Origin of the sequence: Streptomyces sp. RK9, from assembly GCF_045070545.1 — a bacterium.
Taxonomy (GTDB): Bacteria; Actinomycetota; Actinomycetes; order Streptomycetales; family Streptomycetaceae; genus Streptomyces; species Streptomyces alboflavus.
The window spans coordinates 3,965,896-3,979,255 of the sequence record NZ_CP173704.1 but is presented as its reverse complement, the minus strand read 5'-3'; the positions used below and the strand labels follow the sequence as shown (position 1 = coordinate 3,979,255).

At 76.0% G+C, this 13,360-nt stretch carries 12 protein-coding genes; 5 read left to right on the top strand and 7 right to left on the bottom strand.

Going from position 1 to position 13,360, the window contains the following annotated elements; genetic code table 11:
* Window positions 1-39 precede the first annotated feature (39 nt).
* Window positions 40-2,328 (bottom strand): phage holin family protein, encoded by a 2,289-nt coding sequence (locus AB6L24_RS37335; RefSeq protein WP_405663044.1) that lies wholly within the window; start codon window positions 2,326-2,328, stop codon window positions 40-42.
* Between the two features lie 1,460 nt (window positions 2,329-3,788).
* Window positions 3,789-4,220, bottom strand: coding sequence for a hypothetical protein (locus AB6L24_RS37330; protein ID WP_405663041.1), 432 nt, complete (start codon window positions 4,218-4,220; stop codon window positions 3,789-3,791).
* 81 nt (window positions 4,221-4,301) lie between these two features.
* On the opposite strand from AB6L24_RS37330, the gene AB6L24_RS37325 reads away from it, so the two are divergent.
* Both AB6L24_RS37325 and AB6L24_RS37320 read left to right on the top strand, forming a co-directional pair.
* Window positions 4,302-5,096: an MBL fold metallo-hydrolase gene (locus tag AB6L24_RS37325; RefSeq protein WP_405663039.1), complete on the top strand. Its 795-nt coding sequence runs from the start codon at window positions 4,302-4,304 to the stop codon at window positions 5,094-5,096.
* A complete protein-coding gene (locus AB6L24_RS37320) occupies window positions 5,093-5,725 on the top strand; it encodes a DedA family protein (RefSeq protein WP_405663036.1) in 633 nt (210 codons plus the stop codon). The genes AB6L24_RS37325 and AB6L24_RS37320 overlap by 4 nt, the downstream gene beginning before the upstream one ends.
* 58 nt (window positions 5,726-5,783) lie before the next feature.
* Here the strand turns inward: AB6L24_RS37320 and AB6L24_RS37315 are convergent, their stop codons facing one another.
* The 4 genes from AB6L24_RS37315 to AB6L24_RS37300 form a co-directional block, all read right to left on the bottom strand.
* Window positions 5,784-6,947 carry an MBL fold metallo-hydrolase gene (locus AB6L24_RS37315; protein WP_405663033.1) on the bottom strand — a complete coding sequence of 388 codons (1,164 nt, stop codon included), beginning with the start codon at window positions 6,945-6,947 and terminating at the stop codon, window positions 5,784-5,786.
* Complete coding sequence (locus AB6L24_RS37310; RefSeq protein WP_405663030.1) at window positions 6,944-8,191, bottom strand: aminotransferase class I/II-fold pyridoxal phosphate-dependent enzyme; 1,248 nt, start codon at window positions 8,189-8,191, stop codon at window positions 6,944-6,946. Before AB6L24_RS37310 ends, AB6L24_RS37315 begins: the two co-directional genes overlap by 4 nt.
* Window positions 8,192-8,299: 108 nt before the next feature.
* Entirely contained in the window at window positions 8,300-9,211 is a 912-nt protein-coding gene (locus tag AB6L24_RS37305) for a hypothetical protein (RefSeq protein ID WP_405663027.1), read from the bottom strand.
* 78 nt (window positions 9,212-9,289) lie between these two features.
* Complete coding sequence (locus AB6L24_RS37300) at window positions 9,290-9,991, bottom strand: ANTAR domain-containing response regulator (RefSeq protein WP_405663025.1); 702 nt, start codon at window positions 9,989-9,991, stop codon at window positions 9,290-9,292.
* Between the two features lie 99 nt (window positions 9,992-10,090).
* Between AB6L24_RS37300 and AB6L24_RS37295 the strand changes: the two genes are divergently transcribed.
* Window positions 10,091-11,212 carry a PAS domain-containing protein gene (locus AB6L24_RS37295; RefSeq protein ID WP_405663021.1) on the top strand — a complete coding sequence of 374 codons (1,122 nt, stop codon included), beginning with the start codon at window positions 10,091-10,093 and terminating at the stop codon, window positions 11,210-11,212.
* Here AB6L24_RS37295 and AB6L24_RS37290 read toward each other — a convergent pair.
* Window positions 11,193-12,161, bottom strand: a complete 969-nt coding sequence (locus AB6L24_RS37290) for an RNA polymerase sigma factor SigF (RefSeq protein ID WP_405663018.1) — start codon at window positions 12,159-12,161, stop codon at window positions 11,193-11,195. The genes AB6L24_RS37295 and AB6L24_RS37290 overlap by 20 nt on opposite strands.
* Window positions 12,162-12,426: 265 nt before the next feature.
* Here AB6L24_RS37290 and AB6L24_RS37285 point away from each other — a divergent pair, with 265 nt between their 5' ends.
* The gene (locus AB6L24_RS37285) at window positions 12,427-12,798 is read left to right on the top strand and encodes a hypothetical protein (protein WP_405663612.1); all 372 of its coding nucleotides are present in this window, start codon (window positions 12,427-12,429) and stop codon (window positions 12,796-12,798) included.
* A 130-nt stretch (window positions 12,799-12,928) separates the two neighbouring features.
* The gene (locus AB6L24_RS37280) at window positions 12,929-13,327 is read left to right on the top strand and encodes a CBS domain-containing protein (protein ID WP_405663016.1); all 399 of its coding nucleotides are present in this window, start codon (window positions 12,929-12,931) and stop codon (window positions 13,325-13,327) included.
* The last annotated feature ends 33 nt before the right edge of the window (window positions 13,328-13,360 follow it).

Here is a 13,360-nt window from a genome sequence, read left to right as displayed (position 1 = left end):
GGCCCGCCCATGGTCGGGCACGGCACACGCTCCGCAAAATCAAGAGGTTTTGTCCTGTACGGCGTGGTCGGCGGCCGGAAAAGCTGTGGGCGGCGGGGCTTGGCGGAGGCAATCGTCCGCAGCGGCGACAGGGCCGCTGACCTGGGCGGCATCGGCTTCCGCCACCGTGGCCCGCACCCGCGCCCCGTGCCCGCACTCCTCCTCCCGCCAGCGCCGCAGCACGGCGTGCACGGCCTCGGCGCCGACGAGTTCACCGCCGTCCGGGGCGGCCGGGGACAGCGCGAGCGGGGACAGCAGGAACGGGCGGGACTGGGCGCCGCCGAGCCCGCCGTGGGAGCCGATCTGCTCCTCGAAGGCGAGGACTTCGCCGTCCTCGGGGTCGTACCAGGAGTTGACCATGATGTCGGCGGTGTGCGGGAAGGAGTCGGTGCGGCGCACGGCGTCGGCGGCGCCGGGCCCGAAGTCGTCGAGGGGGCCGGGGCCGCCGGAGCCGCCGGAGCCGTCCTCGTCGAGGCGCAGCTCCGCGCCGCGCGCGCCGAGGACGAGCGGCCCGTGCTCGGCGCTGCGGACGAGCAGGAAGCCGACGCCGGGGTGGTTGGCGAGGGTCGGCAGGAGCGCCGGGTGGCGGCGGTCGATCTCCTCGCGGGTCATGCGGTGGGGCACGTCGGGGAACGACACGAGGCCGAGGTTGCCGGAGGCGAGGACGATCGGCTCGGCGCGGCGGCCGGGACGGTGCTCGCCCGCGCCCTCCTCGACGGGACGGCGCAGCGCGGCACGGACCGCCGAACGGGCCTCGGCACCGCTGTGCGTACGCCCCGCCCTGCGGGGCACGGGCAGCCCGCACCCGGCCCGCACCAGGTCGGCGAGGGACAGGCCGTAGCGGGCGCGGAAGGTCTCGCCGGGGCTCTGGCCGTGGTCGGACAGCAGCACGATGCGGTAGAGCCGGGGCGCGTGGTCGGCGACCTGCTCGATCAGGGCGAGGGAGCGGTCCAGGCGGCGCAGGACCCGCTCGGCGTCGCCGCTGGTGGGGCCCGAGTGGTGGGCGACCTCGTCGTACGCGACGAGGTCGGCGTAGACGGCGGCGCGCCCGGCGAGCATGTCGCCGATGACGGCGGCGACGACGACGTCGCGCTCCACGACGGTGGCGAAGGCCCGGATGAAGGGGTAGAGCCCGCCACGGCTCACTCGGGGCCGTCGTTTGCACAGCCGGGCCCGGGTGGACTCGCCGATCTCGCGGCCGACCTCGGCGACGAAGGAGAGGGCGGTGCGGACCGCGTTCGCGGGGTCGGAGAAGTACGCGAAGTACCCGGCGCGGGAGCGGTTCCGCTTGCCGCGCCGCGCCGCCATCGAAAGGACGAGGGCGAGCTGGTCGGCGCCCCCGCTGAACAGGTTCCCGCGGCTCGCCCCGTCCTCGGCGAGCAGCCCCCGGTCACCGGTGCGGGCGACGGCACGGCGCTGCAGCTCCACGGCGGAGGCCGGGCGGTTGGACACCATGACCTCACCGGTGTCCTTCTCGTACCAGCGGAAGGCGGGAACGTCGAAGTTGCTGCCGTGCAGGATGGCGAGCTGGCTGGCCCCGGTCTGACTGGACCAGTCGGTGCGCCAGGGGGTGAGGCGGTGGGTGGGGGGTGGGGCGGGGGTGAGGTCGCGGGGCGGTCTTGTGCCGGTGAGGCTGCCGGTGCCGGTGAGGCTCTCGTTCCCGGCTTTCGTCTCTCTCTCGCTCTCGCTCTCGCTCTCGCCGAGCCAGCGGGCGACGGTGGGCATGAGGCCCTTGCGGACGGCGTCCTGGAGGACGTCGTGGCCGACGCCGTCGAGCTGGAGGAAGAGGATGCCCGGGGTGCTGGGGCCGTGGGCGCCGTGGGCACGGCGGCGTCTTCGGTCGGCGAGGCGGTACAGGCGGCGGCGGTAGGCGTCGTCGTCGCGGACAGCGAGGGCGCCGCCGGTCGCGGAGGCGACGGCCGACATCACGGCGGCGACGACCACGGCCGTCTCGGCGTTCGCGTCGCCGCGGCCGTCGGGGATGAGGCGCAGGGCGAGCAGGAGCAGGGAGCCGTTGAGGAAGAAGTTGAGCAGGCCGAGGACCAGGGCGGGTACGAGGAGCAGCGCGCGTACGAGCAGCGGCCACACCAGGGCCGACAGGAGGCCGAAGGCGCCCGCGCCGAGGGCCGCGGTGATCGCGATGCGGGTGGCGCTGTCGCCGTCGTCCGACTGGAGCTTGAAGTCCGGGAGGATGCCGGCGAGGGCGAGCATCGTGACCGTGCTCACCGCCCACACGGCGATCACGCGCCACAGTGCGCGTCCCACTGCCCGCCATCGCCCATCGCGCACCGCGTCTGCCCACCCTCACGTGCATTGACCTTGCCCCCAGCGTGTCACAGGCCGTGGGCCTCGACCGGACTCACCTGGCCGTGCCCGCCGGGCTGCGGCAGCCGTCCCCGCCGCTGCGCGGCGGTTCTCCCCACCCGCCCGCCCGTGACTGTGGTCCCCGGGGCACCCCCGGCGGCAACCCCCCGCCGCTGCGCGGCGTAACCCCACCCACCCACCCGTAACTGTCGGACCCGCCATGCCCCGGGCCCCCCGAGCCCCTGGGCCCCTCGGGGCGAAGCAGGGCAGGAGCAGCCGTTGCTCGGTCCAGTGACGAGTCGGTGCGCTGCACCGGACCCGCCGCGAGCCACGGGGTTGAGGAAGCAGGGGGTGCCGCCGGGGCGGCACGGGGCAGGGCGGGATGCCTGGGCGGGGTGGTGGGTGGGAGTAGCAGGTCGGCGGGGGTGGGCGGGTGTTGGGGGGTGGGGGGTGCGGTGTCAAGAGTGGCTGTGGGAGGGGCAATGTGCACGGTGGGTGGGCAGGGTGGCGGGGTTGGGGGGCGGGAGCCGAGGGACCGGCGCTGAGAGGACAGGGCTCAGGGGCCGGAGCTGAGGGCCTCAGGGGTGGGGAGGGCTGGAGCTGAGGGACCGGAGCTCAGGGATTGGGGCCATGGGGCCGGGGCTCAGGCGCGGGGGCTCAGTCGCCGTGGCTCAGGGGCCGGGGCTCGGGGACCGTGGCTCGGGGACCGGCGGCGCAGAGGGACCCGGGATCGGGACCGGAGCTGAGGGACCGGGGCTCGGGTCCGGCGCTGAGGGGCCAGGGCTCGGGTCCGGCGCTGAGGGACCCGGGATCGGGACCGGCGCTGAGGGACCCGGGATCGGGACCGGCGCTGAGGGGCCAGGGATCGGGACCGGCGCTGAGGGACCCGGGGCTCAGGCGCCGGCGCTGAGGGACCCGGGGCTCAGGCGCCGGCGCTGAGGGGCCGGGGCTCAGGCGCCGGCGCTGAGGGGCCGGGGCTCAGGCGCCGGCGCTGAGGGGCCGAGGGCTCGGCGAGCGGGCGAGGGCTCGGCGCGGGGCGACTCGGGGATCACAGTCACGGGCGGGCGGGGTGACCGCCGACGGGCACCCGGGGACCACCGTCACGGGCGGGCGGGTGGGGAGAGCCGCCGCGAAGCGGCGGGGAGGGGTGCCGCCGAGGGGGCGACCCGGGGACCACAGCAACGGGCGGGCGGGGTGGCCGCCGACGGGCGCCCGGGGACCACCGTCACGGGCGGGTGGGTGGGGAGAGCCGCCGCGGAGCGGGGGCGGGGGTTGCCGCCGAGGGGGCGCGGGGACGGCGGGCGTCGCCGGTCGGGGTGGCCGTCGAGGGTTGGTCGGGGACGGCAGTCACGGGTGGGCGGGTGGGGGAAACCGCCGCGGAGCGGTGGGGAGGGTTGCCGTGCGGCGACCGAGGGGGTGGTCCGGTGGAGGCCCAGGGGCCCGGGTCAGCAGCCGTCGTACCCAGCCGTCGGCATGGACAGACGCCGGTGCACCCGCGCCTTCATCCCCGAGTCGTACGCCGGCTCGGCGAACCCCGCGGTCTCGATCCGCACCCCCCGCCGAGCGCACTCCGCGGTGAACTCGTCGGCGGACCGCAGGGCGAGTTCGAGCACCCGGCGGCAGGGGACGACGAAGAGGTCGACGAGCCCGGCGTCGACGTCGCCCCACAGGACGGCGTGGTCGGCGCGCAGGCCACGGACGACGAGCTCACGGGTCACCACGTACCCCTGGGCGGCAGCCCACTTCGCGCACATGGCGTGCTGGCTGCGTGAGTCCACGAGGAAGGGGTCGGCGTCCAGCTCCTCCAGGGGCGTCAGGCTGGCGATCGCGGCGACCCGCACCGCGCGGGCGGTGCTCCCCCCGCCGGCATCTCCCATGGCGTCCCCTCACCTCTGGCGTCAGCCGACGACACTACTCCTGGCCGTAGGCTCGGAGACAGTCACACGAAGGAGGAACGGGTGCGGGCCGACGTCACGGTCACCTGGTGGGGCCATGCCACGTGCACGGTGGAGGACTCGGGCACCCGCGTGCTGACCGATCCGCTGTTCGTGCGCCGTCTCGCGCACCTGCGCCGGCGCAGAGGGGCGCTCCCGCCCGCGCACGCCGCCGTCGCGGACGTCGTCCTCCTGTCGCACCTGCACGCCGACCATCTGCACGTGCCGTCCCTGGCCCGCCTGGCCCCGGGCACGCGCGTCCTGGTCCCGCGCGGCGCTCCCCGCTCCGTACCGGGCCTGCGCAAGCTGTCGCACCTGCGCTTCACGGAGGTCGCCCCGGGCGACGAGGTGCCCGTGGAGAGCAAGAGCGGCGGCGGTGTCGTCGTACGCGTCGTGCCCGCCCTCCACGACGGCCGCCGCCTCCCCCTCGGCCCGCACCGCTCCCCCGCCCTGGGCTATGTCGTCGAGGGCCGCGCCCGCACGTACTTCGCGGGCGACACGGGCCTGTTCGACGCGATGGCCGACGAGGTGGGCCCCGTCGACGTGGCGCTGCTTCCCGTCGGCGGCTGGGGCCCCTACCTCGGCCACGGCCATCTGGATCCGGCCCGCGCCGCCGAGGCCCTGGCGCGGATCGCGCCGCGCAGCGCGGTGCCGGTGCACTACGGCACGTACTGGCCGATCGGCATGGACGCGGTGCGGCCGCACGAATTCCACGGCCCCGGCGACGAGTTCGTGCGCCAGGCGGCCCGCCGCGCGCCGGACGTCGCCGTGCACCGGCTCGGGCACGGCGAGTCCGTACGGCCGGAGGTCGCCCGATGATCCTGGCCGCCGCGGCGACGGTGACGCCGGAGTCCACGCAGCAGGCGGTGGGCTATCCGTCGCTGTTCCTGCTGGTGGTGCTCGGCGCGCTGGTGCCGGTGGTGCCGACGGGCGCGCTGGTGAGTTCGGCGGCGGTGGTGGCCTTCCACCAGACCGACACGTCGCCGTTCGCGCTGCTCATCGTGTTCGGGGTGGCGTCGCTCGCGGCGTTCGCCGGGGACATGGGCCTGTACTGGCTCGGGCAGCGGGGCATGCGGTCGAGGAACGGCTCGCGCTGGCTGGAGGCCATCCGGGACCGGGCCCCGGAGGAGCGGCTCGCCCAGGCCCAGGACAAGCTCCAGGACCACGGCGTGCTGGTGCTCGTCCTGTCGCGCCTGGTCCCCGCGGGCCGCCTCCCGGTGATGCTGGCCTGCCTCCTGGCGAAGCTGCCGCTGCGCCGGTTCGCCCGCGGCAATCTCCCGGCCTGCCTGGCCTGGGCCGTGACGTACCAGCTCATCGGCATTCTCGGCGGCTCGCTGTTCAGGGAGCCGTGGCAGGGCGTGGCCCTGGCCGTCGGCCTCACGGTCGTCATCAGCCTGGCCCCGACGGCGTGGCGCCGCCTCCGCGGGGCCCGCTCGACGGCCACCTGAACACACCGGCACCTCGGCCGCCGCGGCCACCTCACCCGCCTCGGCCACCTCAGCCGCCTCAGTCAGGAAGCACCCGGGACCCGCCCACCGGCAGATCCCACAGCTCCCCCCGCCCCCTCCCGGCCGCCGCCCAGGCGTCCCGCACCCGCGCCAGCGGCTCGAGGACCGGCTCCGCCGACAGCAGGAACGTCCCCCAGTGCATCGGCGCCATCCGCCGCGCCCCGACGTCCAGCGCGGCCCGCACCGCCTCCTCCGGGTCGCAGTGCACGTCCCGCAGCCACCAGCGCGGCTCGTACGCCCCGATGGGAAGCAGCGCCAGGTCGATCCCGGGGTAGCGCTCCCCGATCCGCTCGAACCAGTGCCCGTACCCCGTGTCCCCGGCGAAGTACACCCGCTGCCCGTCCGCGTCCGTGAGCACCCAGCCGCCCCACAGGCTCCGGCAGGTGTCCCGCAGCCCTCGCTTGGACCAGTGGTGCGCCGGTACGAAGTCGAAGCGGACCCCGCCGAGTTCGGCGCCCTCCCACCAGTCGAGCTCGACGACCCGGGTGAAGCGGCGGCGCGTGAACCACCGGGCGAGACCCGCGGGGACGAGGACGGGGGTGTCGCGCGGGAGCCTTCTGAGGGTGGGCGCGTCCAGGTGGTCGTAGTGGTTGTGGCTGATGACCACGGCGTCGACGCGGGGCAGCGCGCTCCAGGGGACGCCGACGGGCGTGACCCGGGCGGGGGTGCCGAGGATCCTGTGGGACCAGACGGGGTCGGTGAGGACGGTGAGGCCACCGACGCGCAGCACCCAGCTGGCGTGCCCGGCCCAGGTCACCGCGACCGTGCGGGAGTCGACGCGGGGCAGCGGACCCGGTTCGTACGGCAGCCGCGGAATGTCGGCGAGCGCAGCGAGCGGCGGCCTGAGCGCCCCCTCGCGAGCGAACCGCGCGAACGCCCGAAGGCCGGGCAGCGGCGCGGTGAGCCGATCGGCGAAGGACTTGGGCCACAGCCGGACGGTGCCGGGGGTACGGGGCGCGACCGGGAAGGCCCCGGTCCGGACGGCCCGCGCGCCCCGCGCCTGCGACCCGCCTCGTACGTCCTGCGCGACCCGTGTCTCCGACCGGCCCCCGCCGCCGTCGAGCCCGCCCCCGCCGTCCTGCGCCTCCCGGCCCCGTCCTACCGGCTGTGTCTGCTCCGTCTGTTCGCTGTCCCGTGGCTGCTGCTGCGTCTGCTGCGTCACCGAGGAGGCTCCCATCGCTGTGCTTCGGCACGGAGGTCGTCGAAGGCCGCTGCGAACGAGGTCAACGCTCGTTCCACATGCGGTAGTTCCAGGGGGTCGGGGGCGCCGAGCGCGGCCATCCGCTCGTCCGGGTCCGTGCCGAGGAACGGCCCCGTGGAGAGGCGGACGCGCAGTGCGGCGATGTCGTCGCCGAAGCGGTGGCCGCCGGGGGCGGGCATGCCGAGACGGTCGCCCAGGAAGTCCTCCAGGTCCTGCGCGTCGCCCACCCCGCGCGCGGCCAGCTCGGAGCGCAGCGGCCCGAGGTCGGCGTACAGGTGCCGCCCCGCGCTCGGCGGCCGGGCGAAGCCGCCCGCCGCGACCACCGCCTGCCGCAGGGCGACGGCCACGCGCGCGTGCAGCCTCGTCGCGGCGGTCAGGCGGGCGGTGATCTCGTCCGGCTCCCCCAGGGCGTACGCGGCCGCGGCGGCGACCGGCGCGGCCGGGGACGCGCCGAGCGCGGTGAGGACGTCGAGGACGCGGGCGCGCAGGGCCGCCGCGGGGCCGCCCGCCGGGAACCGGGCGACGGCGGCGGGCAGCGCGGGCGGCAGGAAGGCGCCGGACAGGTCGCAGACGACGGTGACCCGTTCGGGGGCCATCTCTGCGGGGCCGACCAGGACGGTCTCGTGGGGGCGGTGCAGGGTGTCGCGCCAGGTCTCGTCGCTGACGATGTGCAGGCCCTCGCCCGCCGCGGCCTCGACGGCCTCGTGCACGACCTCCGGAGGCGGCACCGTGGCTGTCGGGTCGTCGGCGACCGACATCACGAGCAGGCGCGGCGAGCCGCCCTCGGCGCGGACGCGGCGGACGGTTTCGAGGAGGGCGTACGGGTCGGGCACGCCGCCGCACTCGGCGGGCGTCGGCACGTGGTACACCGACCGGCCGAGGAGGCGTACCTGGGGCTCCCACCAGGCGGCGCACGGGCGGGGCAGGAGGACGTCGCCGCCGACGGCCGCGGTGAGCGCGAGCAGCAGCGGCGCGGCTCCGGGCGCGGCGGCCACGTGGTCGCGCTCGGCGGGCAGGCCGCGCCGGGTCCAGTAGCCGCAGGCCGCGTCCAGGAGCGGCGGGCCGCCGCCGGGCGGCTGCGCGTGCGAGCGGCCCGCGGCGGACGCGAGGACGGCGGTCAGCTCCGCGAGGACCGGGAGCCCCGGCTCCGGCAGAGGCGGGCCGTACCGGACGCGGCCGCGGCCCTCGTGGTCCGTCCGCCGCATGGGTACCTCCGTGCGCTCCCGTGACCTCTCGTGTGCCGTCGGGTGTCTGCGTACCCACGGCGGCGCCGCTCCACCTTCCGGTGGTCGGCCACTTGACCCGACCGGGAGTCAGCGGGCGGACGTCCGGTCGCGGCGCAGCCGGTGCACGGCGGCGCCCAGGGCCCCGCTGACCAGCAGGCCGCCCGCGGCGAGCGCCGCCGGCGAGTCGGTGAAGCCGCCGTCACGGCCGGCGTGGACGCCGTGGGCGGCGGGGGCCGTACGGGTGGGGGTGGGAGTGGGCCGGTGCGTGGGGGTGTGGGCGGTACGGGTGACGGTGAACGTCGCCTTCCACCGGCCGTCGTCGTGGCAGGCGCCGTCCACGGCCCACTGCGACTCGGGGCCGACGGCGTTCGGGCCGCCGCCCTCGAAGGACCCGGCTGCGGCGATGCGGGCTGTGCCCTGGTAGGCGACCCCGGCGCCGCCGCCGTTCGCGCTGTCGTCACGGTTCACGCCGTCGTCACGCGCGGCGCCGGGCCCGTTCGCGGCGCCGTCCCCCTTCGCGGCGCCGTCCCCGTTCTCGGCGTCCCCCCTGATCCCGACCTCGTCCCCCGCCCCTGCCCCCGTATCGGCTCCGGTCCCCATGTCCGTCCCCGTCCCGGTGTCGGACTCCTCGCCGGGCATCGTCCCGAGGTCGGGCTCCAGGCCGGGCCCGGTGTCGGGTTCGAGTCCCTGCGGGTCGGTGAGGCCGTACGGGTCGGCCTGCTCGTGCTGCCGTTCGTCCGGGAGCCCCTGGCCGGTCTGGACGCGGTGGAGCTGGACGCTGCCCTGCTCGAAGGCCTGGGAACTCGCGGTCATGGTCTGCGGGGGTGTGCCGCCGGTGTCGGGGCAGGACACGGAGACGGTGATCTGTTCGCCGGGGGCGAGGTGCTTGGGGGTCACTTCGGCGGTGGCGTCTCCCGCGTACGCGGACGGGGCGGCGGCGAGGGTGCAGAGGGCGGCCGTGGTCAGGGTCAGGGCGAGGTGCGGGACGGAAGTGCGCATGAGGTCATTCGAGCGTGGGGGTGCGTCATCCGCGCGGTGTGGCCTCCGGCCGGGTGACCGCGGGCCCGGCCCGCCGGCTCACTCGGCCAGTGCCGTCAGCTCGTCCTCAAGACCCCTGCCCCGCGTCTGGACCAGCGCCGCCGCCACTTCGGCGAGTTTGCGGTTGGACTGCTGGGAGATGCGGCGCAGAAGGGTGAAGGCGCGGTCGGCGTCGCAGGTCACGATGTGCATGATGATGCCGCACGCCTGGTCGACGACGGGGCGCGTGCGCAGCGCCTCGCCCAGGTGGTCGAGCTCGGTGAGCGCGGCGCGGTAGTGCCGGTCGCGGACCAGGCCCGCCGCCGCGAGGTCGCCGAGCGCCTGCGCGGGGCCGCAGCCCGCGTCGTCCAGGGTGCCGGGGCGGAAGCTGAACAGCGTGAGGGTGAGGGTGAGCCCCGAGCGCCGGAAGGGCAGCGTGACACTCGCGCGGACCCCGGAGTCCAGGGCGAGCGCGCGGTACTCCGGCCACCGGTCGTCGTGCAGCAGGTCCCCCGCGTCCACCGGCGCGCCCCGCTCCTCAGCCGCGGGGATCGGCCCGTCGCCGGAGCGCAGCTGCGCCGAGACCAGGCCCGACAGGTCGGGGTGGGTGACGGCGGCCGGATGCACCTGGCCGCCCTCGGTGACGGTCGCGCCCGCGCCGCAGCACTCCGTGGTGCAGCGCAGCGCCTGTTCGGCCAGTTCCGAAAGCCTGCGCGCGGGCAGGGTGGATTCCGGCCCGTCCGTTCCGGGCAGCATCGGCATCGTGACGCGCCTCCTCGTCTGCGCTTCTCCTGTTCTTCTCCTGTTTTCGAGTTCCCGGGGACTCCCCCGGAAAACGGCCCCAGGCGCTACGTTCATGGCATGGCGGACACCGACCGTTTCGGCGAGGACCTGGCGGACTTCGTGCGCCGGGTCGCGGAGTTGAAGACATCACGCACGGTCCCCTCCGGTGACCTGCGCACCATGCTCGACGCGGCCCTGTTCGAGCTCGACCACGTGGCGGAGCGGCTGTGGCCCGGATACGAGCGGCTGACCGCGGACGGCACGGCGGTGGGCACGACGCCCGTGCGGGACGAACAGCGCCTGCTGCGCGCCGTCTTCCAGCGGTTCCCGCTGCCGGTCGCGCTGGTCGACGGCGAGACGGTGGTGCGGCGCCTGAACACCGCGGCGGCGGATCTCACGGGCCTGCGCGGCGGGTACGCGACGGGGCGGCCGCTCGCCGGATTCCTGACGCCGTCCGACCGGACCGCGTTCCGCTCGCAGGCCGCCGCGGTGGCGCGCAGGGAGGGCGACCGCAGCCTGACGGTCCGGTTGCAGCACCAGCCGGGGATCCCGGTGCGGGCGACGCTGACCGCGCTGCACCCCGGCAACGAGCCCCGCACGGTCGTCCTCGTCGTCCTGCAGCCGCCGAGCACCCGGGACCCCCTGCCGCGCAGCGTACGGGGACGCGTCCCCGACCTCGCCGAGGCGACCCGCAACGCCGAACTCCTGGAACTGACCGACGCCATGACGGTCGCGCTGCTCACCACGCAGGCCGGGGACCCCGGCCGGGTGCTCGCCCGGGTCCCCGAGGTGCTGCACGGCCGGTTCGCCGACTGGGTGATCGCCGACGAGGGCGCCGAGCGGCCGCGGCGGCGCACGGTCCTTGGCCCCGAGGGCGGACCGGTCGCCGACGTGCTCGCGCAGGATCCGGCCGACTGCCCGCTGGTCATGGAGACGGCGCGCTGCGGGGCGCCGACGCTCCAGGTGCGGCCGGATCCGCCGGACAGCTTCGGCCGGGACGCGAGCGGCGCCCCGGTCCTGGTGCGCGCGCACGTCACGTCCCTGCTGTGCGTGCCGATCGCGCCGGGCCCCGGCGGTCCGGTCGAGGGGGTGCTCAGCCTGTTCAGGACCGGCGCGCGCCTCGCGTTCTCGATGGCGGAGGCGCGCGCCGTGGATGTGATGTCCCGGCACATCGCCCTGGCTATGCGGCGCTCGGGGTGACCCGGGCGGCGCGGGCCCGCTCCTCGTGCCGGGCGGCGGCCGTGTGGTGGGTGGCCTCGCGCAGGACCTCCTCGCGCATCCGCCCGCAGCAGCGGCTGATCAGACGCGACACGTGCATCTGGGAGATGCCCAGGTGCTCGGCGATGCGGCTCTGCGTCATGTCACGGAAGAACCGCAGGTAGAGGATGGTGCGTTCGCGTTCAGGGAGTTGGGCGAGGCGGGGTTTGACGGCCTCGCGGTCGACGACGACGTCGAGCGCCGGGTCGGGGCCGCCGAGGGTGTCCCGCAGGGCGTAGCCGTCGTCGCTGCCGGGGAGTTCGGCGTCCAGGGACAGCGCGGTGAAGCTGTCGAGCGCTTCGAGTCCGGTCGCCGCGTCCTCCTCGCTCATCCCGGCGCGCTCGGCGATCTCGGCGACGCTGGGGTGGCGTCCGGGGGTGGTCTGGGTCAGGTCCTGGCAGGCGAACCGCACGCGGTTGCGCAGGTCCTGGACCCGGCGGGGCACGTGCAGCGTCCACATGTGGTCGCGGAAGTGGCGCTTGATCTCGCCGGTGACGGTCGGCACGGCGTAGCTCTCGAAGGCGTTGCCGCGCTCGGGGTCGTAGCGGTCGACGGCCTTGACCAGGCCGAGGGCGGCGACCTGACGGAGGTCGTCGAGGGCTTCGCCGCGGTTGCGGAAGCGGCCCGCGAGGCGTTCGGCCATGGGCAGCCAGGCCCGGACGAGTTCTTCGCGCAGGGCGTCGCGCTCGGGTCCGTGGGGCAGTTCGCACAGCCGCCGGAAGGCCGCGGCGGTGTCGGGGGCGTCGTCGTGCGGGTGCCGCTTGGACCGCGGCCGCTGCGGACGCGGAGGCTGGGCGTGCGAGGACTCGGGGTGCGGGGTCTTGGAGTGCGCGGGACGGACCGCCCCGTGGTGACGGGTCGTGTCCTGGAATCGTGCTGCATCGGGTCGCATGATGCGTGCAACTCCCTGTGAGCCGGTGCCTGGTGTGGACGGTCACCGTGGGAGGGCGTGCGCCGACAGCACCTGGGCACACCCGGGCGAGCGCAACCGCTCCCACGGACGTGCCTCCGGTCCGAAGCACTGCCCTTCCGCCTGCCCCGGGCGCCGCGGGGCAAACGCCCGCCCGGGCACACCGGAGCCGCACCGTCCGAAGGGAGGCCGCCTCCGTATCCTCTGCGTCAGGCCGCCGACCAGCAGAGGAGGACACGTGGGGCTGATGCTGTACCCGGCGGGCGCGGACGCCGAAAGTCCCGATGTCTCCTGGTCGTACACCGGCTTCTCAATGTTCCGGAAGTGGCTGGCGCGGACCGAGGGTCTCGCGCCGGACGCGATGAGCGGCTTCGGCGGCACCCGCCCCTGGAGCGACACCGCGACCCCGCTCGCGCCGCTGCTCGACCACGCCGACGACGACGGCCCCGACCTCACCCCTGGCCGGTGCGCCGCGATGCTGCCGCGCCTGCGGGAGATCGCGGCGCGGTACGAGGGCGACACGGACCCCGCGCACCGGCGGCGCGTGGACGACGTACGCGAACTGATCGCCGTCCTGGAGCACTGCGTCACGCACGACGTCGGCCTCGTCTTCGGCTGACGCCGCGCCCGGACTCGCCGGGCTCCCAGGTCCCTGCAACCCCGATGTGAGAACCCCCGCCGGATGGGCACCCGGACGGCGGTGGCTCGGACCGCGAGGACGGACGGACCGGAAAGAGGGGCTCAGCACCATGGAGCGGACGGAGCGGTACGTGAGGGACGTCATGACACCGGGAGTGGCGGCGGTCAGGCCCGACGCGTCGCTGGTGGAGGCCGCGCAGCTGATGCGCGCCGAGGGCATCGGCGGTGTCGTCGTGACGGGCGGCGGTCAGGTCCTCGGGGTGCTCACCGACCGGGACATCACTCTGCGTGCCGTGGCCGACGGCGCCGACCCGCTGACGGTCAGCGCGCAGTCCGTGTGCACGCCGGACCCCGTGGTGGTGGCGCCCGACGACGCGGTGTCGGAGGCCGTCGGCCTGATGCGGGCGCACGCGGTGCGCCGGCTGCCGGTCGTCGAGGACGGCAGGCCCGTGGGCATGGTGTGCATCGGTGACCTGGCGGCCGAGCGGGGCGGCTGGGACGGGCGTTAGGCGGGGGCGGGCGCCGGGGGCTCAGCGGGCAGG